The following is a 20,895-nucleotide window of genomic DNA, read 5'->3' as shown; positions in this document are numbered from 1 at the left end:
TGCGGTGCCTCGGACAGCGTGTCGGTCGCGTGGCCGCCCGAACGGCTGGACCGCGGTCGAGTGAGATCGGGACGCTGACGACGTACCCCGGATCGACATCCGAGTCCGAACGCGCTGGCTCTGCGTTCGCCGCACCGCATCGGTCCGTCGCTCGTTTTCCGGACTCATTCCAGAAAAGTCGTGCATACTTTCGGTCGGTTCGGTACCCACTGTGGCATATACCAAGGGGGGTATGTAAGTACCCTAGGGGGTATCCGACCTGATCTGGAATCGAAGTCGATGAGAAGACGGGTGCAATAGGCACCACACGGCCTGTCGTGGTTATCTCATAGGTGTGTTCAGGCAGCGGAGTCGTCAAACGCTCAGCAGTGGTCGTCGAGGCGAGCCACCGAGAGCTGGCGTCTACGGCTCACGGTGCGTTTCCCCATGGCCAGCAGTACGTGTGGCGTGGGTCAGCAGTGAGTGCGGCGTATGACAGATGATGACGTGTGGTCCGGAAAGCACGCCCGAGCGCACGATGCCCCGGTCCGCTCACTCAATGCGTCGGTGTTGCGATGGAGGATCGACACTGCACGGTCCATTCCACTGTTCGATCCCGACGACGGCGGCGACGCGGCTCGCTGTCTGGTGCTGTTGGAGTCTCCGGGGCCGAAAACGATACGTCCGGGCGGGACCAACATGTGTTCGTTCGACAATCCAGATCGAACGAACCCCGTGCTGAAATCGGTGTTCGCCGACGCGGGTATCGACCGGGTGCAGTGCGTCAAGTGGAATATTGTGCCGTGGGCAGTGCTCGATGACGCCGGTCATCCGGTATCGCCGACGGCATCCGTTCTCGGTGAGGCGGGCCCATATGTCGGCGAGCTTATGGCCTTGCTGCCGAAACTGGAGGTGGTTTTCGTTCTTGGTGCGAAGGCTCTCGATGGCTACATGCGCGTCATCACTGCATCTGCTCCCACCCGCCTCCTCCCGGTGATAGCGGCACCGCACCCCTCGGCTCGCAACGCACACGCACCGGCGGCTGCTCGCCAGCGGTTGATCAACGCAGCACTGTCGGTCGCAACGCACCTGGAGAAGGCACCTGAACCCCGCACTGTGCTGAGGTAGGGCGGATCGTGCTGCTGCTGCCTCCGACCGGTCAGTCCTGGTGGGGCTGGCGTTCGCCGGTGTCGGTGTCGATGTCGATCACCTCGTCCGGGCTGTCGGGGTGGTACTGGATGATGTGTGGTTCGGCGGCACCCCGGCGTGCACCGTCTCGATATGAGAACCAACATCCCGCGAACAGCACCACTGTCACGATCGCTGCGACGACGGTCCAGCCCTCGAACCCGCCGGCGAGGGCCGTGAGAAAGGCCCCCGCAGCAGCTGTTCCCGCCATCAGCAACAGCCAGGTCAGATAATTTTCGGTGACTCGTGCCCAGACGCGTCCGCGGCTGCCCCGTCTCGGGGTATCGGAAGTCGGTGTGTCTGCATTCGGTGTGTTCATCGTGATCGTGAGTCCTTTCCGGGGTCAGTGGTCGATTGGATCAACGCTGTTCGTTCGGTATCAGCGTTCCGAGTGGGTACTACCCGGCGGTCGGTTCAGCTGGGTTGAAAAAGTTTTCCTTGCACGCTGCCGCGGAGAGTGTGGGCGGCGACTGTGCCCCAGGCTGCGAGCAAGGCCGCATACAGTCCGATTGCAAGGGCCTCGACCGCGGCCGACCCCAGAGCGCCGCCGAGGGCAGTGGCACCGGTGACGCAGGTGCCGATGGGGAAGGTGAACGACCACCAGGTCAGTGAGAATGTCAGTCCCTTCTGGGCGGCATGGATGGTGAGGGCGGTTGCGAGGGTGAACATCAAGACGCCGAAGCCGCCCATCGTCAGTCCGTACAGAATGCCGAACACGTGCAGGCCGGTTGCGACGGAGGCGGTCTCGCCGGTGAACACCAAGGGTGCATCGTTGCCGAGCAGGTTCGCGGCGGTGATCGATTGACCGATCATGCCGAGGGTGATCCACACCGTCGGTGCTGCCTGGACCGGCGGGATTCCGCCGTGGACGAGCCGTCCGTAGATGAGCGTCATGGTCAGCATTCCGATGATCAGTGACAGCCCGAACATCGCGTAGCAACCGGACAGCATGGCCAGGCGCCATTGCCCATCCGCGATATGAGGGAGCAGCAGCGCACCGGTGGAGGCGGACACCATCGGCGGTACGACGGGCATCAACCACGCCGGGAGTGCGACGGCGGTCTGGTGATCGTGGGCGGTGATCATCAGGTAGGGCACGAGAATGCTGGTGATCAGCCCGAGGGCTGTGCCAGCGGTCCACAGGACGGCAAAAATCACGGTTGCGGGCGCCGCTCCGATGACGTCTTTGCCCAGCAGCATCGTCCCGGCACCGACGGTCAGCAGCGCCATGGGGGGTGCGCCGTAGAACTGCACCATCACCGGATGCGCGGCGTGCTCACGCGCATACTGCCGGTGTCGGATCCAGTGCACTGCGAAGGCACCGGAGAGTGTGATCAAGGCGACCGACGCTGCGATCCACACGATCGTTGCGAACACGTGCAGTCCGGGGATGTGGGCGGGCAGGGTGGCGGCGGCGTTGGCGACGATACCGGTGCCCATGACCGAGGCGAACCAGTTGGGGGTGATGTGTTCGAAGATCTGGCTCGGGTGGTCGAGGTCGGAGAGCACCGGCCACTTGCGCGGCCGCTCGGTATCGTCGCCGCGCCGAGACGTGATGGAGGAGCGGTGCAGAGCTGTCGTGGTCATGACTTCCAGCGTCCTCGCACACAGTCGTCACCGGTAGACACCGATTACCTGGCCGGTCCCAACCTCAGGTTATGACTGCGGGGATTTGAGGGCGACGACGAGCAGGTCGCTCGACGGTCCTCGCAGTTCACGGCCCGCGGGCCACACGGCACGCAGGAACCGGCGCAGGTCGAGCCCCTCTGTGTGAACGCGGGCCAGCGTTCCGGCGGCGATCTCGGCGGATACCGCGAGGGAGCTGAGTACGGCCGGTGCGAGGCCGCCGATGACGGCAGCTTTGATGGCAGTGGTGGAGGACACCTCGAGCAGTGGCGCGGCGAGTGGGCCCGCAGTCCGGAGCGCACGTTCGAGCGCGAGACGTGTGCCGGACCCGGGTTCGCGGGTGACCAGCGGTGTCGCGGCCAGTTCGCTCGCCGTGATCGTTCGTCGAGCCCATTGATGATCGGGGGCGACGACGACGACGAGTTCGTCGCGGGCAACGTCCTTCGAGTGGAGTCCGCTGGGCAGATCGGGGCTTTCGACGAATCCGATGTCGGCGCGGCCGTCGAGCACCGATGCGGCTACGTCGACAGAGTTTCCGGAGGTGAGAGTCGGTGTGATGGAAGTGTCGTGGGAGCGCAGTGTGATGAGCCATCGCGGTATGAGGTATTCGGCGATGGTGAGGCTTGCGGCGATACGAATGTGGCTGTGGCGGTCGGTGCGCAGCATTGCGATGCTCGTGGCGAGCTCGGCGGCTTCGGCGATGACGCGCTCGGCCCAGCCGGCGACCAGTTCGCCGGTTGCGGTGAGGGTGGCACCTCGCTGCCCGCGATGCAGGAGTGCTACCCCGATGCGGCTTTCGAGTGCTTTCAGGCGTGCGCTCGCCGCTGGCTGCGACATGTCATGCGCCTCCCCTGCGCGTCCGATGCTTCCCAGCTCGGCGACGGACAGCAATAATTCGTAGCTGATCAGGTCGGTCACATGGGTCGGCAGGGGCACGGTGCCAGCGTAGAGACTGCAGTCGTAGCGGGCGCGGAGCCCACAGGCGCGTTTGCCGGAAAAGTCCCCATTCGATGCTCAATGCTCGCGGGAAGTGGAACGGGGTCGCGGCACTGGATCCCGTGGTTCGTTCACCCTCACTGACGCCACCTGCTTTTATCCAGTTCTCGTCACCCAGGATTGCCTTGGTTCGTGCGAGTTGTTTCGAACTTCACCGGTGCTCTCGCAGCGTGAGCTGGGACAAGGCAGGGGATGAGTCGGACGTAGGCGACCATTCCGATCAGCTCCACCAGTGTCTGCGTCACCACGACCACGGCAGCAAGAGACAGTGCTGGTGGCAGCGCGAGCGCCAGCGGCAGAACGACCAACGAATTTCGGGTGGCACCGGAGAAGATCAAGGCCCGAGCGTCCGGGACGTCCAGGCGGGTCACTCTGGCCGTCGCCCATCCGACAACCGCCATGATGACCAGGAACGCGACGAAGATCGGCACCGCGGCAAACAGCTGGGAGCCTTCGGAGCGGACTGCGTCGATCTGCGATGCCACGACGACGGCAAGAGTGGCCATCATGACCGGCACCATCGCCGCGGCCATCACATCCATGATCTGGGTGCCGATACGCCGACGACGCGCAAGTGCTTGCGTCAGGGCCGCCAACACCAGAGGAACAACGATCAACAGCACGAACGCTTCGACGAACGGTGCAATGTCGATGATCTCCACCAGCTCGGACCCGACGAACAACCACAGGTAGAGCGGCAGGAACGCGATCTGCAACAACATCAACAGCGGCGCGCTCGCGAGGAGCCGTTCCGACGCTGCACCGGCCAACCCACTGAAGACGATGACGTAGTCGATGCAGGGAGCCAACAACACCAACAGCACACCGACGAGTACCGCCTGATCAGCAGCAACGAACCGGGTCAGAGCGAATACGACGATTGGAACGAGCACGAAATTCAGTACTACGACGCTGAGCAAGAATGTGCCGTCGCGCAGCGATGCGCCGATGGCGGAGAACGGAACCGCGAGGAACGTAGCGTAGAGCAACACGATCAGTACCGGATTGATAGCAATCTCGAACGCATGCGCCGACGACGGCGCACCCAAACCGACACCGCCACCGATGAGCAGGGCCAGCAGGTAGAGCGGGATCTGGAACTTCTCCAGCCACGCCACCACCGAGGTGGTGCTCGATATGTTCATGCGGTGCCCACCGCGGTGTTCGCTGAGATCAGCCAGGTGCAGTCCGGATTGCATGGCGTCGGCGCGTCGGGTGTGTCCCCGAGCCGGGCCAGCGCGTCGGTCAAACTCTCACGCAGAGCGGTCAATTGAGCGATCGATTCGTTGGCGTGCGCGATGTGGGACTCGATGGCGGGGCCGAGTTCGGCTTTGACTGCTGCGCAGGAGTCTTTCTCCCAGACACGAAGGAGAAGTTTGATCTCCGGCAGCGACAGGTTCAGGCTCTTGGCGGCGGTGATGAACGCCAAGCGTTGCCGAGCGCGGTCGTCGTAAACGCGGTAACCGTTCGCCGAACGGTCCGCCGGGAGCAGGCCCTCGCTTTCGTAGAACCGTAGCGTGGTCGCCGGGACGCCGGTCGCCGATGACAGCTGTGAAATGCGCAGAGCGGACATGCGCACGAGGATAAACCTTCGAGTCGGGTGGAAGGTCAAATCCTTGACCTTCCACGCAGGTGCTGGGGCTAACGTCGGGCCATGTTCCCAGCGAGACCGCGCCCGGACGTCCGGGCGCTCATCCGTCTAGACCTGACGCCTCTCAGCGAGATGAAGGCCCCGTCGGCGTGCACGCTCTCAACGGCTGACCAACCTGAGGGTATCGAGTTGTGGGCAACGATCCTCACCTGCGCTACCAGCCGCGGACGGTCGACGGCGGACTTGTATTCACCTTCCCGTCACGTAGTGCTCGGAGTCGGAGTGGGTCCGCGATCAGTCGGGTGAGGCTGCCTGAGGGGTCGGTCCGAGCCGGACATTGACCCAGTGTCGGACCGGAGGGATCGACCACATGGTCCACAGTGCGAGGAGCGCAGTGCTGGCGGCAAGAATGCTCGCGGCGACGTCGAGCGGGAAATGTACGCCGAGGTACAGCCGGGAGGCAGCGACGGCGAGCGCGAACAGCACTGATGTCGTGCGGGCCAACCGCCGGACAATTACGTGCGCCCGAGCGGTGAGCAGGACCACAAGCCCGATCATGGCCGCAGCCACCGCTGTATGTCCAGACGGGAACGACCACACGGTGTCGGGAGGAATCAGCCAGAACCGTTGCGGGGGACGGGGTTCGCGGATGCTGTATTTCGCGATTGTCGACACGACGAGGGTAGATGCCATCACTGCCAGGGCCCATGCCGCGTCGACCCGTCGGCCTCTCCACGTGAGCCATGCGGCGATACCGATCGCCACCACGATTCCGACGACCGGTTGTGCGCAGTCCGTGACAAATTCGGCGAGGGCAGTGGCCCAGCCGGCGCGATGAAGGGCGATACGGTCGTGGAACCGCAGACCCGCCTCTGTCACAGCAGTGGTGGAGGCGAGAGTGCCGGCGGCGAGCAGTGCGGCAAATGCGAGCAGAGCGGCGGCAAACGGCCGAATCCACGGACGAGCAGGAAACATAGGTGACTTTCCTTGGTTGGGTTGCGTGGGATGGACGGTGGGGTGCCAGGTGCGGCGACGACCGGTGGCGAGTAGGGCGGCCACTGCGATGACCTGGATTGCGGGAACGACGGTGAGCGACGCGGGAATCGAATGTCGTAGAGCAGATCGGTTTTCGGCTGGGGAACGGATGGCTTTGCCGCTCCGTTCGTCGATCACGAGAACGCAGACGCGCCAGTGCGCCGGCGATCCAGAGGAAGTGCACGGCGATGACGGGGTGGGCGTAACCGGAAACGTCGACGCCCAGAAGCGGCGGCTTGGTGTATGCCACCGGGCCGGAGACCGAGCGCACCATCAGCGCTGCGACCTCGTCGGATGCGGTGACCACACCCCGACGACGAAGGCGGTAGCCCCCCGCGAGGCGAGGGGGCCGGTGATCGAGCGGGCACCTTCGTAGACGAAGTCCGCGAGCATGCTGACCGTCCCGAACGCGACAACGAACCGACACGCCCCCCATCGATGGTCGTGGCGGTTCGGTGGATTTCTTTCTGGAAGCGCGCGGCGGGAACCCGGTGCGGCGGATGGGTCACCGGCGTGTTTGGGCTGCGTCACTATGCTGCCTATCGGTAGCGGGGACGAGGAGGACCGGGCGGTGGGCGTGGCGGGCGAGTGTCGCGGACACCGATTCGCCGACGGCCCTCTCCACCAGTGACATCATCCCGCCGCGGGTGGTACCGATGATGATCATCAGGGCGTCGTTGGCGTCGGCGATCGTGGTCAACAGTCGAGCCGGGTTGCCCCGCCTCGAGTAGAACGCCCAGTTCCCGGGGATGGCGGCCAGCATCGCGCATGCCTCGCGGCGCTCTTGTTCGACAGCGTCGGCGATGCGTTGTTCCCAGTCGTCGCTGTCCGGGTCGATCGGCAGGTCATCGGTGTCGACGATGTGCGCTACATGCAGGAACGCGTTCAGTCGACCGGCAAGGTCCATCGCGTAGGTCAAGGCAGCGTGGCTTGCTGGGTGCCGGTCGAACCCCACGACCAGGTGGCACACCGGTTCTACCGAGGCGGCGGGGCCGTCCACCTGTAGCGGAGCGCGCCAGTCCCCTAGGTCGTCGCAGGAGGCGTGGCTGGGATCGTCCTCGGTCATTGTTTTCTCCTCATATTGTTTTCTCCTCATACGGAAGCCAGGACGAGACCGGCACCGCCGGCGACGACAGTCACCAGCAGGGTGCCGACCGCGTTCAACACGCCAGCGATGTACTTCTGACGTTGGATCAGCCGCACCGTCTCGAAACTGGCGGTGCTGAAGGTGGTGTACCCGCCGCAGAAACCGATGCCCACGATCAGCTGAAGTTCCTGGGGTAGTCCGTGGAAAAGGATCAGTCCGGTGACGAATCCGAGGAGCAGTGATCCGGTCACGTTGATGATCGCTGTCGCCCAGGGAAAATCCGACGCCCGGCGGTGCCTGATGGCCCCGTCGAGCACAAAACGGACGATCGCCCCTGCACTGCCCGCGCAGGCGATCCAGAGTGTCGTCATTGTGTTGCCTCCGCGGGCCGTGTCCGCAGTCGCGCGGCGATCGCGATTCCGGCGGTGGTGGCGACCAGACCCACCAGTACGGTGCCGGCCGCGTAGCTGCCGGCGGCCCACCACTGATGGCTGCGCAGAAACAGATCGGTATCGACGGCCAGTGTGCTGTAGGTAGTGAACGAACCGAGCATCCCGGTGCCCACCAACAGCCGGACCCGCTGCCGCCACCCTGTGTCCGGGCCCAGGCGAGCCAATCCCTCCAGCAGCATTCCGAGCAGGAACGCCCCGACGATGTTGATAGCGAAGGTCGTCACCGGCCAGCCACTCGCGGCAGAGGAACACCACAGTCCGAGTTGGTATCGGAGCGGGGCCCCGACCAATCCACCGACACCGACGGCGGCGATCGCGGACGCTCGCGCATGCAGCGGGCTTGGGGGCGCACTGTCGGGATCGACCGGTAGGGTCGGATTCGGGTCGTGATGGCCGTTCATGGACAGACTCCTTCCACTCAGGGAAAGGAGCCATCAGCCCCAGGGTTGGGGCGGTTCAGACAACCCCCTACGGGGCGGTCTCGGCGGAGATCCATCGCCGGACACCACTATAGCCTGACCAGGGATCGACCCAAGCAGATCCGATGTACGTTCGAGATTCTCGGTCAGCAGGCCGAGGTGTCTATGTGCCAGCGCTGCAGCTCAACAACCGAACCCGGTTGTTGAGCTCGACTAACGGCCACGACGGCACCGGCCACGACGGCACCGGCCGTGCAACGGGTCGGATTGGACACCTGTGTTCGCGTATCAAGCCCGGTATTCCCGATCCGCCGACCACCGCGATCTTCTCAACACGGGTACGTGGCACACGGCGTCACCAAGACGCTGAACATTTCGCCGAACACAGCATTGTCGTCGAACTCAGAGCGGGCACCAGGCTCGGAACCGAGGTTCATTGCCACGCCGCATCGACACGCAGTCGACTAGACCACACTCGAACATGAACTGCGCCACCCAATTTAACCCCACTGCAGTAGGTCGAGAGTGAATCGGGATACTTCGAATCGAACGCATAGAACGTCTGGCGCACAAGCGCACTCAACATACCGGTGACGAGCTACGTCAAAGTCAAAGACTCCAAGGGAACACACACGACGTGTCGAGGGCAATCATGTTCACTGGTAGATCGAGGACTTTTCGATCACAGAAGCTGTTCTATATGGTGGTTGTACGCGTAGCTCGGCGGGATGAATGCTACTGACCGGCGCTCCCGTGTGGTGGGTAAGTGCAGTCGTCTTCTGAACTAGTGCAGTCGTCTTCTGAAACTGACAATCAGCCGATCCGTCGACCAGCCGTTGAGTAGTGCCAAAAACGTACGCGAAACCCGCGCATGTCAAAACATTGAAACCGATGAGTTGTGGCACAGTGAACCATCGTGGGCCACAAATACGGATACGCCAGGGTCTCAACCGCCGAACAGAACCTCGACCTACAGAGCGACGCCCTGAGCGCCTTCGGCTGCGAACGCATCTTCACCGACACCGCGAGCGGATCCACCACCACCCGGCCGGCACTGACCGAACTCCTCGACGTCCTTCTGCCCGGCGACGTGCTCGCCGTCTGGCGACTCGACCGACTCGGCCGCAACCTCCCACATCTCATCGAACTCATCGCAGACCTGAAAACCAGGGGAGTGGCGTTCGCGTCGGTCACCGAACAGATCGACACCACCACCGCCGGCGGAGAACTCACCTTCCACATCTTCGGGGCCCTCGCCAGCTTCGAGCGCCAACTACTCCGCGAACGCACCCACGCCGGCCTCGCAGCAGCCCGCGAACGAGGAAAGGTCGGCGGCCGCCCACCTGCACTCACGGTTACGAAGAAGCGGGAGGCAACGCGAATGCGGAACCAAGGCAACACAATCGGTGACATCGCCGACGCACTCGGGGTCAGCAAACGCACCCTCTATCGCCACTTCGAGAAAGCCGCACACCAAAGCCGGACTGGAGTTTCCAATGACGCCCACTGAGATTGCAGTGTGTTCCCTGATAGTTGCTGTCATCTCACTGGTGGCAACAGTCAGCTTTCAAGTGCACAACGTCCGCAAATCGCGGAGAGAAGTACGCGAAAGAATGCAGCGACACGTCGAAGCTGTGACCGTCTCACCGACGCACATCCAGAGCGCGGGCGAAGGCGTCGTGCGAGCCCAGAGCAGCGTCACAAACCATGGGGACAGACCTATCACGGCCGTAACCTTGTGGGTCGATAGTCAGTACGTCAAGCCTGGTCAAACGCCTTTCACTGGCGCACACACCGTCGAACCCGGAGCGACTCTGAACTACGACGAACTCCTTCTCGCGGAGCCCGATCCCTACCCGGTCGACGGTAACGACAAACTCAGAGCGAACGTCGGCTTCACCGACTCGGAGGGCTACGCATGGCAGAAGTGGGCCGATGGGCACTTCCAAAGCCCACTCTGGGTTGGACCGTATCGAGGTCGACTACCCAAACGGCTTATGCGTGTTCCGCTCGTGGCGAAGGCCGAACTCAGGTGGCGGCGACGCCGGCACCGACCACCGACCCGGCAGCAGAGGCCTCCGCATCGGCCGACGGGAACGTGAGCGGTCGACGCTGACGTTACCGCCCACCAGAAAGAGGCTGCCCCTCCACTCGCTATCGAACGAATGCGCGAGAAGTGTTGTGTAGAGGCACATATGGAGTGCGTACTTGATGTGGGACGGTGCGTCTGAGAGGCGTTGCGTCCCCGGCATGCCGGGTACCCGTAGCGGTCAGTCCAGTCTTCCGAAATCCACCCCATTGTCGTCTTCCGACTTGGGCTTCTCGTCGAACGAGTACGCGGCTGGGCCGCGAGATCCCGAACGAAACGGCGAGATTTTGTGGGTATGAGACCCCGCTGTGACGATGATGGTCTTCGGGGTGCTCACCCATTCGATGACCGTCACCGGACCCATTCTCAGCACCGCGAGCTCCTCGCCGTCGACGGCATGCGCTTTCACCCCGACTGCGGGCGGCAAAGAAGTGATCAGAACCCACCAGGTAGGTCCAGGTGCGTCACCGGGCCACACCTGCTGTTTCAGCTCGAAGGGAAACGACTCCGGGTCGGTCGTCGAAAGGTCGGTCGTAGAGCCCCAATCCAGGTCACTGTCGACGGCAGCGGCCGGCACCACGCGCATCGTGTCGTCGTCACTGCGGTACTGCGCGACGAGTCCGGACGCAGGGAGGAGCAACGTGTAGTCGGCCATCTGAACCAGTTCTCCATCCGAAGGTCATGCACAGGTGTGGGATGCGACCACGATCTTGTCGCATCCCACACCTGATTGCTAGAACGAGTGGTCCCCACCGAGTGAGTCGCCGGACAAATGGTCCGCCGGCCGGAACCGGTAGATCGTCGCCTGGCCGGCGGGCGGGCCGTCCCGGTGCGCGACGGGGCTACGCACGTAGAAGTACCAGAAGCCCTGCTGGCCTTGGATGCTCACGCTGACTTCGGCGCGAGCATTGTGGTCGTAGTTGTCGTTGTCGCGCAGAACCGCGCGGCTGGCGCACGAGCAGGACCGCAATCCACCCGGGGCAACCGAACTCTGGTTGCTGTAGATCTTGAAGTCGAGCTCGCTGCCGGCGTCGACGACTCCCTCTGCGCCATTCCACAACGACACCAGGAAGAACGCCGACGTCGTCCTCACCGACGGCCTGATCTGGAACTTCGCCGACGCACACGCGATCATGCGTCAAACCGGACACGCCACCCCGGGCCTGGTCGAAATCTATGCCCGCGAGAACGCTCCGCTCGTCGGCAACGCCGTCACCGAACTCGGTCCGTGACGGCCGAGCGCAACTCCATCCGATGCAACTAACGGCATCGCTGACGCGTGGCATCGAGATCAGGACCAAGTGAGAAATGATGTGTATCGAGCCGAGCATCCTCTCCACACGTCCGAACCGATCGGTTCACGTTGCGCCAGTGTTACGTCGGTCGAGTCCGGGCGGGTTCAACCGGTTCGAGCAGAACAGTCTCGGGAGTGCGGACCCGTAGATTTTCGCCGGACGGGAAGAGGGCCTATCCCCACAGGGATCGTCGCTCGGTGTGGGTGAAGGTGAAGATGGTTGCCAGCAGGCTGATGGCTGCGGTAACCAGGAGTACTTGAGGTCCGGTGATCACGACACCGATCAGAGCCCCGGCTGCACCTCCGGCTGCGAAGGAGCCGAGAAGCATTGCGTAGCAAAGCCAGTCGAGGTAGGTACCGCCTCCCAGTAGGTGTCTCTCGATCCCTTGGCCCAGTTTGACGACGGTGCCGGTGACGTAGCTCAGGGGAATGTAGGTTTCTTCTCGTTTCGTGAATGCAGTGTTCAGCGCGCCGAGGGCGAACGCAACCAACAAAATGGGATAAAAATCTACGCCGTCGGACGACCAGCCGGAAACTCCGATGTCGATGAGTCCTGCCACGGCGAGCGCGATGGTCGTGACAACCGTTGCTCCGTGCGGGTGATTTGACCAGTATCGGCGGCGGCAGATCGACGCGATCACCACTCCCGCCAGAAAGGCACCCATCAACGCCAGTGCGGCCCACGGCGATGCGCCGGGTGCAACGGGCTTTCCTTCCGGACTGCCGAAATGGCCGATGACGGCGCGTTCGGTGTTGCCGGTCATGAACGTCACGAAATACCCCGCCGAATGCAGAAATGCGACAGCACCCACCATTCCGGCCAGCGCGGACAGTATCCACGACAGTCGAGCCTCCGCGCCGATGGCTGTTTCGCGGCTGAGCGCCACAAAAGATGTCATGTTTCGAGTCTCCGGGCTGTGGACGGTGCCGCAAGTCGATGAGGTGCAGCTCACTCGGTGGCTCTTCGGTCTTCGTATTCACTTCGGGAGCAATCGAACTGCCGCCTGGCCCTCGCCTGCCGACGACAGTGACAAGCCCACCCAGGGGTGTGATTTGCGTGCTCACGCAACACGAACTCGCCGCCCAACCGCGCGTGGTCAGTTCCATCCCTGGGCATGTTCGGCGGTTCAATATTGCGCCAGACCGGCGCAGCACCCCCGGGGATGGTCGGAATCTGCTCTGGCGGGAAACGAGTTTTGAGTGTTTCGACTCAGCGGTGTCGGTGCAGGTGGGTAGCGTCATTGACCGTGTCGCCCGAACGCAGCGCTACTCCGCCGAGCGGTTACCGCTACGAGTGGTCACTGTTTGCCGACTGGTGCGCCGCAACCGACGTCGAGCCACTCCCTGCCTCGGCTATGACGTTGGCGCAGTTCCTGACCGGTAATCCAGCCAGTGATCCTGTGCAGCTCCGCAGGGTCGCCGCGATCAACCGCCGACATCTCGATGCCGGTCACACCCCGCCCGGGCGTGCGGCAGCGCTGCGTATGGCGCTCGACTCCGGACGGACCGCACGCGTGGCACGTCGCGCCGAACACTACCGGGAACTGGCCACAGCGCTGCCCTTCCTGGGATCGACGCAGGCGCTGTTCGGCCGCAGGGACGCAGTTCTACTTCTGCTGTCCGGAGCTGGCCTGTCGCACAGAGCTATTGCGTCGCTCGATCGCTCGGACATCGCAGTCGACGGCGATGGTGTGTGGATCGATGGGCGGCACAGTATCTGGATCGCAGCCGATGAGTCGGAAGGCTTCAACCCCGCCGAGATCTGGGAACGCTGGCGTACTGTCCTGCGGTTCTCGGATCGCTACCCCTCGACGGCACTACTCACAGAGCACGTACAGGGGGACACTTTTCCCGATATGTCCAGGTGGCCGGTGCGTCCAGGCCCCGTCGCCGTTCCGATCGACCGGTGGGGTCACATGCCGTTCCCCGCCGACCCGATGACCCCGGCAGCGGTCGGGGCGGTCATCGCTGCTCACCGCTCCGGGCGACCGCCCCGGCACGACCCGCGCCCGCCCCTGTCGTGGCGACGCGGTCGTGGCGAGCGGGAAACGGACGTGACCGTCCCACCACCGCACCCGGTGTCAGCTGCACCAGGCTCGGACTACTACCGAATCGGTGTCGAAGCCCGCGGCCGTGCCCACGCCGCTCTGGCTGATGTGCCTGACCTCGTCGACGATCTCGAGTATCGAATCGAGGCTCTGATGCACCGCACCCTGGAACTACTAGACATCGAGCCGGACGCCGAAGCACCCATCGAGTGGGTTGGCGAACAGTGACCGACACGGACGATCCGCCAACGCCAACGCCAACGCCAACGCCGAAGTCCGTACGCCGACGTCACGGTTTGTCGGTGCCGGGTCGTCCCGCCGCGGGGCCTCGTTTCTTGATCGAGCGCGTGCGATCGACTGCTTCGATGTCCGCATTGATGGTTCGGCGAAGCTTCCTCAGGGTCAGTGCCGACAGCGGCAGGCTTGCTGCAAGTGCGCCAAGAAGAACCAACACGAAGGAAATGTCAAGGCTCGTCAGCGCGTCGACGGCCAAAAGTACTCCTGCGGCGACACACACGAAGAGCAGGCGTGCACCGTTGTACGCCAGTACATGAAGGGCAAGCTGCCCGCGAGCAGTTGAGGGTGCGCGGAACACCGGCATGGGCCGTCCTGTCGTGCGTAGGGACTTTCTTGGACCTTCCATCAAATACTATGGTGCATAGTATTTGACGGAGGAGCAATATGAACAGCAGCAGAAACCCCGCCCGAGGCCGACGGAGCTCGACTCGGCGATCACGCCCAGCCGGAGTGCCCGGGGGCGTACGCGCTCCCTGGACGGTGATCGGCGCGGGTGTCGTCATCGTCGTGCTCGTCGGTGCGATCGGATACAACCTGGCCCCCCGCGTCCTCGAACGCAATCAGGCCGAGCGGTTCGCGCCGACCGCCGACGACCCGGACCCCTCGCGCGGCATCGACGGCGTCGTCGAGGTCGAGTATCCGGCAGCGCGGCACGTCGAACCAGCTCAGAGAGTTGCCTACGATCGGAGTCCGCCGTTCGGCGGCCCTCACGACCAGACCTGGGCGACGTGTACCGGAGTGGTGTACCCCGTCCCGCTACGCAGCGAGAACGCGGTTCATTCGCTCGAACACGGGGCGGTGTGGGTGACGTACGACCCGAACCGGGTCTCCTCCGACGAGGTCGGTTCACTCGCCGGGCGGGTCGAGGGCGAGCCCTACACGATGATGTCGCCCTACCCGGGCCTGACGGCACCGATCACGCTGCAGTCGTGGGGTCATCGACTCGAGCTCGACAATGCCTCCGACCGGCGCATCACTCAGTTCGTCGCTGCTCTGCGACAGAACCCCTCGACCCACCCCGAGAGCGGAGCCAGTTGCTCGACCATTCCCGGCGCGTTCGATCCCGACAACCCGCCGCCGTTCGACGCCAGCGAGCCAGGACCGGACGCGGTGCCCCTCGAGGAAGACCCGGCCCTCGACAGTGCGCCAGCGCCGATGGGGGAGGGGAGTCGATGACCGTGCACGGCCGGACCGACGATGCCCAGATCGACGATGCACAGAATGACGCCGCGGAAACGGGACCCAGATCCAGGCCCAGGGCACTGCTCATCGGCTTGGCGGTGACAGCCCTCGTCCTGTCCGGCGTCCTCATCGGCGTACTGCTCACACCGGACGGCGCACGAGTGGCCGTACCCGCATCGGATTCGGTGGATGTGGGTTTCGCGCAGGACATGTCGCTCCATCACAACCAGGCGATCGAGATGTCGGCGATGGCGTTGGGACGCTCGACGGATCCGGTCATCCGGACCCTCGCCTTCGACGTGTTGACCTCGCAGCAGAGCCAAGTCGGCACTATGCAAGGCTGGTTGACACTGTGGGACAGGCCATATCTGCCAGACGGCCCGCCGATGACGTGGATGACCGAGGCCAGCTCGACAGAGGGTCACCCGATGGACATGAGCGCGTCCGCGAACGACAGCGGACAGGACGCGAGGTCGATGCCCGGCATGGCCAGTACCGCCGAGCTGACGGCACTTCGCCGGATGAACGCCGAAGAATTCGACGGCCGGTATCTGCAACTGCTCCGCCGCCACCATCGTGGGGGAATCCCGATGGCAGAGCTGGGAGCGGCGAACGCGACAGTTCCCGCTGTCGCCGCGCTCGCAGGCTCGATCGCCTCGACCCAAACCGCCGAGGTCGGTCAGATCGATGCCCTACTGAGCGCACACGGGGTCTCACCGTTGCCGGAGAGCTGACGCCCATATCGAAATACTATGTTGCATAGTAATAACGATTGGGATGACCCCCATGACCGGCACCGGCACGCATGGAACGGCGTCGAATCGTCGAGTTACTGTGCAATGCACTCACTTTCGACGCCGACGCGATAGGCGAAACAGCGATGAATTCAGTCGAGCGTGTGACAGAAGGGGCTTGTGGTGTCGATGGGACCACGCAACACTGACCCACGGCCGACACGGCATCCACTGCGGTCGCGACCGGCATTCAACGAGAAGGGTGACCACGTGAACAACGCGGGAAAGACGACGCCGAGCGGCGGTCGACGTCGCGCATGCCGAGGTGCGCGGACATACGTGATCGTCGGTGTCGCACTCGGTGCGGTGTTCCTGCACGCCCCGGTAGCCGGAGCGAATCCGGGTCAACCGGCCGCGAAGTCCGGGGACGAGGTCGAAGGTCAGCAGACCGCCGACGCCGTCAGCCGGTTGATCCGCCTGGCCGATCGGGCCGCGACAATCGGTACCGATCCGATCGCGGTGGCAGATCTCGCAGCTTTCGCATCCTCGTCGTGGGCCGCCGCCCAGGCCGGCGGTGTCATCGCGGACACCGCCGGCCCCGTGTCCGCGTCGGCAGGATGCATCGTCGACGCCATCGCCCGAGGAGTGTCGAATGCCCCGGCGCAGTCCCTGTCCTGCCTGGCCCCGTTGGCTACTCTCGACCCACTCCTGGCCCTTCGTATCGCCACATCGCTCCAGGTCGACGCCCTCGACCCCGCGGTCCCGCACGACGGCGACCGAGGGGGGGAACAGGATCCGGTGACGGGCAACACCGGCCGCGATTCGCCCGTGCCAGACACCACTGCGCCTGAGACGAGTGTGCCTGAGACGACTGCGCCCGAAGATTCTGTTCCTGATGCAGCACAGCAGCGAGGTTCCACGTCCGGTGGCTCGGCCACCTCCCGAGGTACTGCGTCTGCTGTCGCACCCAGCGGTGGACTGGTCACCTCGAACTTCGGCACCCGGAGCGGGACACAACACGGCGGTGTCGACATCGCCGACTCACTGGGCTCGCCGATCGTCGCCGCGGCCGACGGGACTGTCATCAGCGCCGGGCCCGCGCAGGGCTTCGGGCTGTGGGTTCGGATCAGACACGACGATGGATCGATCACCACCTACGGGCACAACAACGGAAATTCGGTCACGGTGGGTCAGCGCGTCCGTAAGGGCGATCGGATTGCAGAGGTCGGGAACCGCGGTAATTCGACGGGTCCGCACCTGCATTTCGAGACCACATCTCCCGCGGGGCAGAAGGTCGATCCGCAAGCCTGGCTCGGTGAGCGGGGAGCCAGAATCGGGGCGGGCACACGTGCGCGATGAATGCGCCCGATCGTGCCCTTGCCAGTAAGCGCGATCAGGCGATGAGGTCGCGGCAGTCCCCGAGCGCAGGACGGCCGCGACAGCTCAGGTGCGTTGACTGGTCTCGCTACCGATCTTTTTCAGGAAATCGTTGTAGGCGTTGAGTTCGCTGTACCCGTCCTCTTCGGCGTGCCGGTCCGCGGCAGCCGATTCCTCTTTTTCGTCCCGGTTCCACCGAATACAGAAGATGAGCACGACCAGCAATGCCACCGGCTCACCGTAGGACCACGCCAACGCTCCGGCGAGCTTCTGATCGGCTACCGGATCGACACCCCAGTCCGGGGGTGGGAAGGCGAATGTGGCCAGCATGGGGGTGCTCGACATCATCAAGATGACACCGAAGAACACATGCAGCGGCATCTCGACGAACAGGTCGAACAAACGGCCCAGATTGCTCTGCCGAACGGGGAGGGGGCCGACGGCGAGCACAGGGATGATGAACAGCAGCCCGCTGGCGAAGAAGAAGATCTCCATCGACACGTGGCCGATGACTGTGACCGCGAGAACATCGAAGATCGACGACAGATACAGGCCGTAGTAACTGAAGAGGAACAGCGGGATCGTCAGACCTGGATGTAGTGCGATGCGCCCGGCGCGGCTCCGCAAACCTGTCAAGGCGGCGATGAGTACCCATCGGCCGACGCCGTAGTGGGAGGTGGCCCGCAGCCGTAGCCGTCCAGGGGAGCCGACCACCAGCAAGGGTGGAACAAGCATCGACAACGTCAGATGCTGGAACATGAACACGCTGAACAGGCTGTAGCCGTAGCGTTCGATCTGCAGTCCGGTCACCAGGACCAGCGCCGCGCAGCCGATGAGGAAGCTGAAACTGCGCCCGCGCGACCATTCGATACCGCGGCGTTGGATCCGAATCAGTCCCCAGCAGTACAGCCCGGCCATCACGATGCCGGCGATCGGCAGGATCGGGAGCGGTGGAAGATCCCAGCTCAGTAGCGCTGCCAGCGTCGGGGGAGCCTGTGGGGGATCGACGGCAGCGATGTTCATCGGCACCCTGTCATTGTTTGTTCTTGCCTCGGATCACCAGGGTCAGGGCGATAGCGGCGAGCGCGATAACCGTGATGCCCACGATGGAGAGCAGCATCATGGTGTTCTGTTTCGGTGGCCGGTCTTCGCTGGCGGAGGGATTGTTGGGATCGTAGGGCTGCGTAGCCGTGGTAACAGGAGTCGGCGAGGTCGAGGTCGCACCGCTCTGCGACTGCTGTGCAGCGGCGTCCTGAGGGGTGGCGGTCGCCGCAACGTCGACGGAGAAACCGTACGACCCGGTGATCGGGTGCCCGTCCGCGGAGGTGACACGGTAGCCGACGGTGTACTCCCCGTTGGGGAGTCCGTCCTGGAGCAGGACCGATACGTCGGGGCCCTCGACCGTGGCCGTTCCCTGTGCCCACTGAGTGTCGCCAGGACCCACGACGCTGATGGTCGCGAACGATTCGTTGATGTCCTGGTTGAACACCAGACCGACACCGATCGGCGCGAACTCGAGTGTGGCATCGGCGGGCGGGTCGGAGCTGACCAGCTCACTGTGCGCCGACGCCGGCGCTGCAGCGAACAATGCTGTCCCGCAGATCATCACAGCGATCAGCATCAGACGTTTCACGTGGGGTACTCCTCTGTATCGAGCCCGACCCAACAACTACGGGACATAGTAGTAGGGAGGGCGGTTTAGCGGTGGGTCACTTCTGCGGCGATGGTTATTTCACCGGGTCCGGCGGATCGGATCGTTCACGGCCGGCGATGGCTTCGGTGATCACTTCCGAGGGCGCGATCGAATCCGAGTGCGGGCCACCGACGTGCTGCTCGGCGCGGATGCGTTCGACCATGTGCGGATAGTGAAGCTCGAACGCCGGCCGCTCGGAGCGGATTCGGGGCATCTCGGTGAAGTTGTGCCGCGGTGGTGGGCAACTGGTCGCCCACTCGAGGGAGTTACCGAATCCCCAGGGGTCGTCGACGGTGACCACTTCGCCGTAGCGGTAGCTCTTGAAGACGTTCCAGATGAACGGCAGCGTCGAGGCTCCGAGAACGAACGATCCCACGGTCGAGACCTGGTTGAGGGTGGTGAACCCGTCGGACGGGAGATAGTCGGCGTAGCGGCGCGGCATTCCTTGCGCTCCGAGCCAGTGCTGGACGAGGAAGGTGGCGTGGAATCCGAGGAACGTCATCCAGAAGTGCCACTTGCCCAGTCGTTCGTCGAGCATGCGGCCGGTCATCTTCGGGAACCAGAAGTAGATGCCCGCATAGGTCGCGAACACGACCGTTCCGAACACGACGTAGTGGAAGTGCGCGACGACGAAATAGGTGTCGGTGACGTTGAAATCGATGGGCGGGCTCGCCAGGAGCACTCCGGACAACCCGCCGAAGACGAACGTGATCAGGAATCCGATGGAGAAGAGCATGGGGGATTCGAGGGTGACCTGGCCGCGCCACATGGTGCCGATCCAGTTGAAGATCTTCACCCCGGTCGGCACGGCGATGAGGAAGGTCATGAACGAGAAGAACGGCAGCAGCACGGCGCCGGTGGCATACATGTGGTGCGCCCACACCGCGATGGACAGAGCTGCGATGCCGACGGTGGCGTAGATCAGACCCTTGTACCCGAAGATGGGTTTGCGGGAGAAGACCGGGAAGATCTCCGAGACGATTCCGAAGAACGGTAGCGCGATGATGTAGACCTCGGGGTGACCGAAGAACCAGAACAGGTGCTGCCAGAGCAACGCCCCGCCGTTGGCGGGATCGAAGATGTGGGTGCCGAGTTTCCGGTCGGCGAGCAGGCCCATCAGCGCCGCGGTCAGCAGTGGGAACGCCAGCAGGATCAGGATCGAGGTCACCAGGATGTTCCAGGTGAAGATCGGCATGCGGAACATCGTCATTCCCGGTGCGCGCAGGCACACCACGGTGGTGACCATGTTGACCCCGCCCAGGATGGTGCCCAGGCCTGCGACGAGCAAGCCCACGATCCACAGGTCGGATCCGATACCGGGGGAGTAGACGGCGCTGCTCAACGGGGTGTACGCGGTCCAGCCGAAGTCGGCGGCACCGCCGGGGCTGATGAACCCGGCGGTGGTGACCAGTGCGCCGAACAGATAGAGCCAGTAGGAGAAGGCATTGAGCCGGGGGAAGGCGACATCGGGTGCGCCGATCTGCAGCGGCAAGATGTAGTTGCCGAAGCCGAAGACGATCGGGGTGGCGTAGAGCAGCAGCATGATCGTGCCGTGCATGGTGAAGAGCTGGTTGTACTGCTCGTTGGAGAGGAACTGCATTCCCGGAACGGCGAGTTCGGAGCGCATGATCAAGGCCATGAGGCCGCCGACGAGGAAGAATCCGAACGAGGTCACCAGATACATCAATCCGATGACCTTCGGATCGGTGGTGGTGACCATCGTGTGCAGGAACGACCCCTTGCGGGCCCCGCGGGGTGGATAGGGGCGAACCGCCGGCGCAGCCGGAGGAGATGTCAGCGCCGTCATG

22 protein-coding genes are annotated in these 20,895 nt (G+C 63.9%); 6 read left to right on the top strand and 16 right to left on the bottom strand.

The window, feature by feature from the left end; all coding sequences use genetic code 11:
• Positions 1-471: 471 nt before the first annotated feature.
• Positions 472-1,107, top strand: a complete 636-nt coding sequence (locus tag CH275_RS28340; RefSeq protein ID WP_051364861.1) for a uracil-DNA glycosylase — start codon at positions 472-474, stop codon at positions 1,105-1,107.
• Between the two features lie 31 nt (positions 1,108-1,138).
• On the opposite strand, the gene CH275_RS28335 is transcribed toward CH275_RS28340, so the two are convergent.
• The 9 genes from CH275_RS28335 to CH275_RS28290 all read right to left on the bottom strand — a co-directional run bounded on the left by CH275_RS28335 (position 1,139) and on the right by CH275_RS28290 (position 8,355).
• Entirely contained in the window at positions 1,139-1,486 is a 348-nt protein-coding gene (locus CH275_RS28335; protein WP_051364864.1) for a hypothetical protein, read from the bottom strand.
• A gap of 95 nt (positions 1,487-1,581) precedes the next feature.
• Positions 1,582-2,754 (bottom strand): TDT family transporter, encoded by a 1,173-nt coding sequence (locus CH275_RS28330; protein ID WP_080729195.1) that lies wholly within the window; start codon positions 2,752-2,754, stop codon positions 1,582-1,584.
• A 69-nt stretch (positions 2,755-2,823) separates the two neighbouring features.
• The gene (locus CH275_RS28325; RefSeq protein ID WP_230074817.1) at positions 2,824-3,729 is read right to left on the bottom strand and encodes a LysR family transcriptional regulator; all 906 of its coding nucleotides are present in this window, start codon (positions 3,727-3,729) and stop codon (positions 2,824-2,826) included.
• Positions 3,730-3,899: 170 nt separating this feature from the next.
• A complete protein-coding gene (locus CH275_RS28320) occupies positions 3,900-4,934 on the bottom strand; it encodes an arsenic resistance protein (RefSeq protein WP_051364866.1) in 1,035 nt (344 codons plus the stop codon).
• Positions 4,931-5,362 carry a MerR family transcriptional regulator gene (locus CH275_RS28315; RefSeq protein ID WP_027494242.1) on the bottom strand — a complete coding sequence of 144 codons (432 nt, stop codon included), beginning with the start codon at positions 5,360-5,362 and terminating at the stop codon, positions 4,931-4,933. Before CH275_RS28315 ends, CH275_RS28320 begins: the two co-directional genes overlap by 4 nt.
• 312 nt (positions 5,363-5,674) lie before the next feature.
• Entirely contained in the window at positions 5,675-6,553 is an 879-nt protein-coding gene (locus tag CH275_RS28310; protein ID WP_051364869.1) for a phosphatase PAP2 family protein, read from the bottom strand.
• A gap of 367 nt (positions 6,554-6,920) precedes the next feature.
• Complete coding sequence (locus tag CH275_RS28300) at positions 6,921-7,481, bottom strand: universal stress protein (protein ID WP_027494243.1); 561 nt, start codon at positions 7,479-7,481, stop codon at positions 6,921-6,923.
• Positions 7,482-7,507: 26 nt separating this feature from the next.
• Positions 7,508-7,873 carry a fluoride efflux transporter CrcB gene (gene crcB, locus CH275_RS28295; protein ID WP_027494244.1) on the bottom strand — a complete coding sequence of 122 codons (366 nt, stop codon included), beginning with the start codon at positions 7,871-7,873 and terminating at the stop codon, positions 7,508-7,510.
• Entirely contained in the window at positions 7,870-8,355 is a 486-nt protein-coding gene (locus CH275_RS28290; protein WP_027494245.1) for a fluoride efflux transporter FluC, read from the bottom strand. The genes crcB and CH275_RS28290 overlap by 4 nt, the downstream gene beginning before the upstream one ends.
• Positions 8,356-9,289: 934 nt before the next feature.
• Here CH275_RS28290 and CH275_RS28285 point away from each other — a divergent pair.
• Positions 9,290-9,883 carry a recombinase family protein gene (locus CH275_RS28285; RefSeq protein WP_057479451.1) on the top strand — a complete coding sequence of 198 codons (594 nt, stop codon included), beginning with the start codon at positions 9,290-9,292 and terminating at the stop codon, positions 9,881-9,883.
• A gap of 760 nt (positions 9,884-10,643) precedes the next feature.
• Here CH275_RS28285 and CH275_RS28275 read toward each other — a convergent pair.
• The 3 genes from CH275_RS28275 to CH275_RS28260 form a co-directional block, all read right to left on the bottom strand.
• The gene (locus CH275_RS28275) at positions 10,644-11,117 is read right to left on the bottom strand and encodes a hypothetical protein (protein ID WP_032382580.1); all 474 of its coding nucleotides are present in this window, start codon (positions 11,115-11,117) and stop codon (positions 10,644-10,646) included.
• Positions 11,118-11,195: 78 nt separating this feature from the next.
• Positions 11,196-11,597, bottom strand: a complete 402-nt coding sequence (locus CH275_RS29740; RefSeq protein ID WP_057479449.1) for a hypothetical protein — start codon at positions 11,595-11,597, stop codon at positions 11,196-11,198.
• Positions 11,598-11,929: 332 nt separating this feature from the next.
• Positions 11,930-12,655, bottom strand: coding sequence for a YoaK family protein (locus CH275_RS28260; protein WP_048320416.1), 726 nt, complete (start codon positions 12,653-12,655; stop codon positions 11,930-11,932).
• A 348-nt stretch (positions 12,656-13,003) separates the two neighbouring features.
• Here CH275_RS28260 and CH275_RS28255 point away from each other — a divergent pair, with 348 nt between their 5' ends.
• Positions 13,004-14,032: a hypothetical protein gene (locus CH275_RS28255; RefSeq protein WP_053068873.1), complete on the top strand. Its 1,029-nt coding sequence runs from the start codon at positions 13,004-13,006 to the stop codon at positions 14,030-14,032.
• A gap of 61 nt (positions 14,033-14,093) precedes the next feature.
• Here CH275_RS28255 and CH275_RS28250 read toward each other — a convergent pair whose 3' ends face one another.
• Entirely contained in the window at positions 14,094-14,405 is a 312-nt protein-coding gene (locus tag CH275_RS28250) for a DUF4229 domain-containing protein (RefSeq protein ID WP_008720486.1), read from the bottom strand.
• An 80-nt stretch (positions 14,406-14,485) separates the two neighbouring features.
• Between CH275_RS28250 and CH275_RS28245 the strand changes: the two genes are divergently transcribed.
• The 3 genes from CH275_RS28245 (at position 14,486) to CH275_RS28235 (ending at position 17,376) form a co-directional block, all read left to right on the top strand.
• Positions 14,486-15,277, top strand: a complete 792-nt coding sequence (locus CH275_RS28245) for a DUF3105 domain-containing protein (RefSeq protein WP_057479448.1) — start codon at positions 14,486-14,488, stop codon at positions 15,275-15,277.
• Positions 15,274-16,017 carry a DUF305 domain-containing protein gene (locus tag CH275_RS28240; RefSeq protein ID WP_094634702.1) on the top strand — a complete coding sequence of 248 codons (744 nt, stop codon included), beginning with the start codon at positions 15,274-15,276 and terminating at the stop codon, positions 16,015-16,017. The genes CH275_RS28245 and CH275_RS28240 overlap by 4 nt, the downstream gene beginning before the upstream one ends.
• Positions 16,018-16,287: 270 nt before the next feature.
• Positions 16,288-17,376, top strand: coding sequence for a M23 family metallopeptidase (locus CH275_RS28235; RefSeq protein WP_235581815.1), 1,089 nt, complete (start codon positions 16,288-16,290; stop codon positions 17,374-17,376).
• Positions 17,377-17,460: 84 nt separating this feature from the next.
• Here the strand turns inward: CH275_RS28235 and CH275_RS28230 are convergent, their stop codons facing one another.
• From CH275_RS28230 to ctaD, 3 genes are all read right to left on the bottom strand, one after another.
• Positions 17,461-18,417: a cytochrome c oxidase assembly protein gene (locus CH275_RS28230; protein WP_094681419.1), complete on the bottom strand. Its 957-nt coding sequence runs from the start codon at positions 18,415-18,417 to the stop codon at positions 17,461-17,463.
• A 10-nt stretch (positions 18,418-18,427) separates the two neighbouring features.
• Entirely contained in the window at positions 18,428-19,027 is a 600-nt protein-coding gene (locus tag CH275_RS28225) for a copper resistance CopC family protein (RefSeq protein ID WP_052054830.1), read from the bottom strand.
• Between the two features lie 94 nt (positions 19,028-19,121).
• On the bottom strand, positions 19,122-20,894 hold the full coding sequence (gene ctaD, locus CH275_RS28220; RefSeq protein ID WP_052054829.1) for an aa3-type cytochrome oxidase subunit I: 1,773 nt from the start codon (positions 20,892-20,894) through the stop codon (positions 19,122-19,124).
• Position 20,895 lies beyond the last annotated feature (1 nt).

Source organism: Rhodococcus sp. 06-235-1A (assembly GCF_002258785.1).
Classification (GTDB): domain Bacteria; phylum Actinomycetota; class Actinomycetes; order Mycobacteriales; family Mycobacteriaceae; genus Rhodococcoides.
Note: the sequence above shows the minus strand (reverse complement) of the source record. Positions and strands in the feature narration are given on the sequence as shown.

Bases quoted from the DNA above. Each gene is read 5' to 3' on its own strand.
- CH275_RS28300 (WP_027494243.1), bottom strand. From the start codon at position 7,481: ATGACCGAGGACGATCCCAGCCACGCCTCCTGCGACGACCTAGGGGAC.
- CH275_RS28260 (WP_048320416.1), bottom strand. From the start codon at position 12,655: ATGACATCTTTTGTGGCGCTCAGCCGCGAAACAGCCATCGGCGCGGAG.
- CH275_RS28250 (WP_008720486.1), bottom strand. From the start codon at position 14,405: ATGCCGGTGTTCCGCGCACCCTCAACTGCTCGCGGGCAGCTTGCCCTT.
- CH275_RS28240 (WP_094634702.1), top strand. From the start codon at position 15,274: ATGACCGTGCACGGCCGGACCGACGATGCCCAGATCGACGATGCACAG.
- CH275_RS28330 (WP_080729195.1), bottom strand. From the start codon at position 2,754: ATGACCACGACAGCTCTGCACCGCTCCTCCATCACGTCTCGGCGCGGC.
- crcB (WP_027494244.1), bottom strand. From the start codon at position 7,873: ATGACGACACTCTGGATCGCCTGCGCGGGCAGTGCAGGGGCGATCGTC.
- CH275_RS28340 (WP_051364861.1), top strand. From the start codon at position 472: ATGACAGATGATGACGTGTGGTCCGGAAAGCACGCCCGAGCGCACGAT.
- CH275_RS28290 (WP_027494245.1), bottom strand. From the start codon at position 8,355: ATGAACGGCCATCACGACCCGAATCCGACCCTACCGGTCGATCCCGAC.
- ctaD (WP_052054829.1), bottom strand. From the start codon at position 20,894: ATGACGGCGCTGACATCTCCTCCGGCTGCGCCGGCGGTTCGCCCCTAT.
- CH275_RS28245 (WP_057479448.1), top strand. From the start codon at position 14,486: ATGAACAGCAGCAGAAACCCCGCCCGAGGCCGACGGAGCTCGACTCGG.
- CH275_RS28320 (WP_051364866.1), bottom strand. From the start codon at position 4,934: ATGAACATATCGAGCACCACCTCGGTGGTGGCGTGGCTGGAGAAGTTC.
- CH275_RS29740 (WP_057479449.1), bottom strand. From the start codon at position 11,597: ATGATCGCGTGTGCGTCGGCGAAGTTCCAGATCAGGCCGTCGGTGAGG.
- CH275_RS28335 (WP_051364864.1), bottom strand. From the start codon at position 1,486: ATGAACACACCGAATGCAGACACACCGACTTCCGATACCCCGAGACGG.
- CH275_RS28315 (WP_027494242.1), bottom strand. From the start codon at position 5,362: ATGTCCGCTCTGCGCATTTCACAGCTGTCATCGGCGACCGGCGTCCCG.
- CH275_RS28275 (WP_032382580.1), bottom strand. From the start codon at position 11,117: ATGGCCGACTACACGTTGCTCCTCCCTGCGTCCGGACTCGTCGCGCAG.
- CH275_RS28230 (WP_094681419.1), bottom strand. From the start codon at position 18,417: ATGAACATCGCTGCCGTCGATCCCCCACAGGCTCCCCCGACGCTGGCA.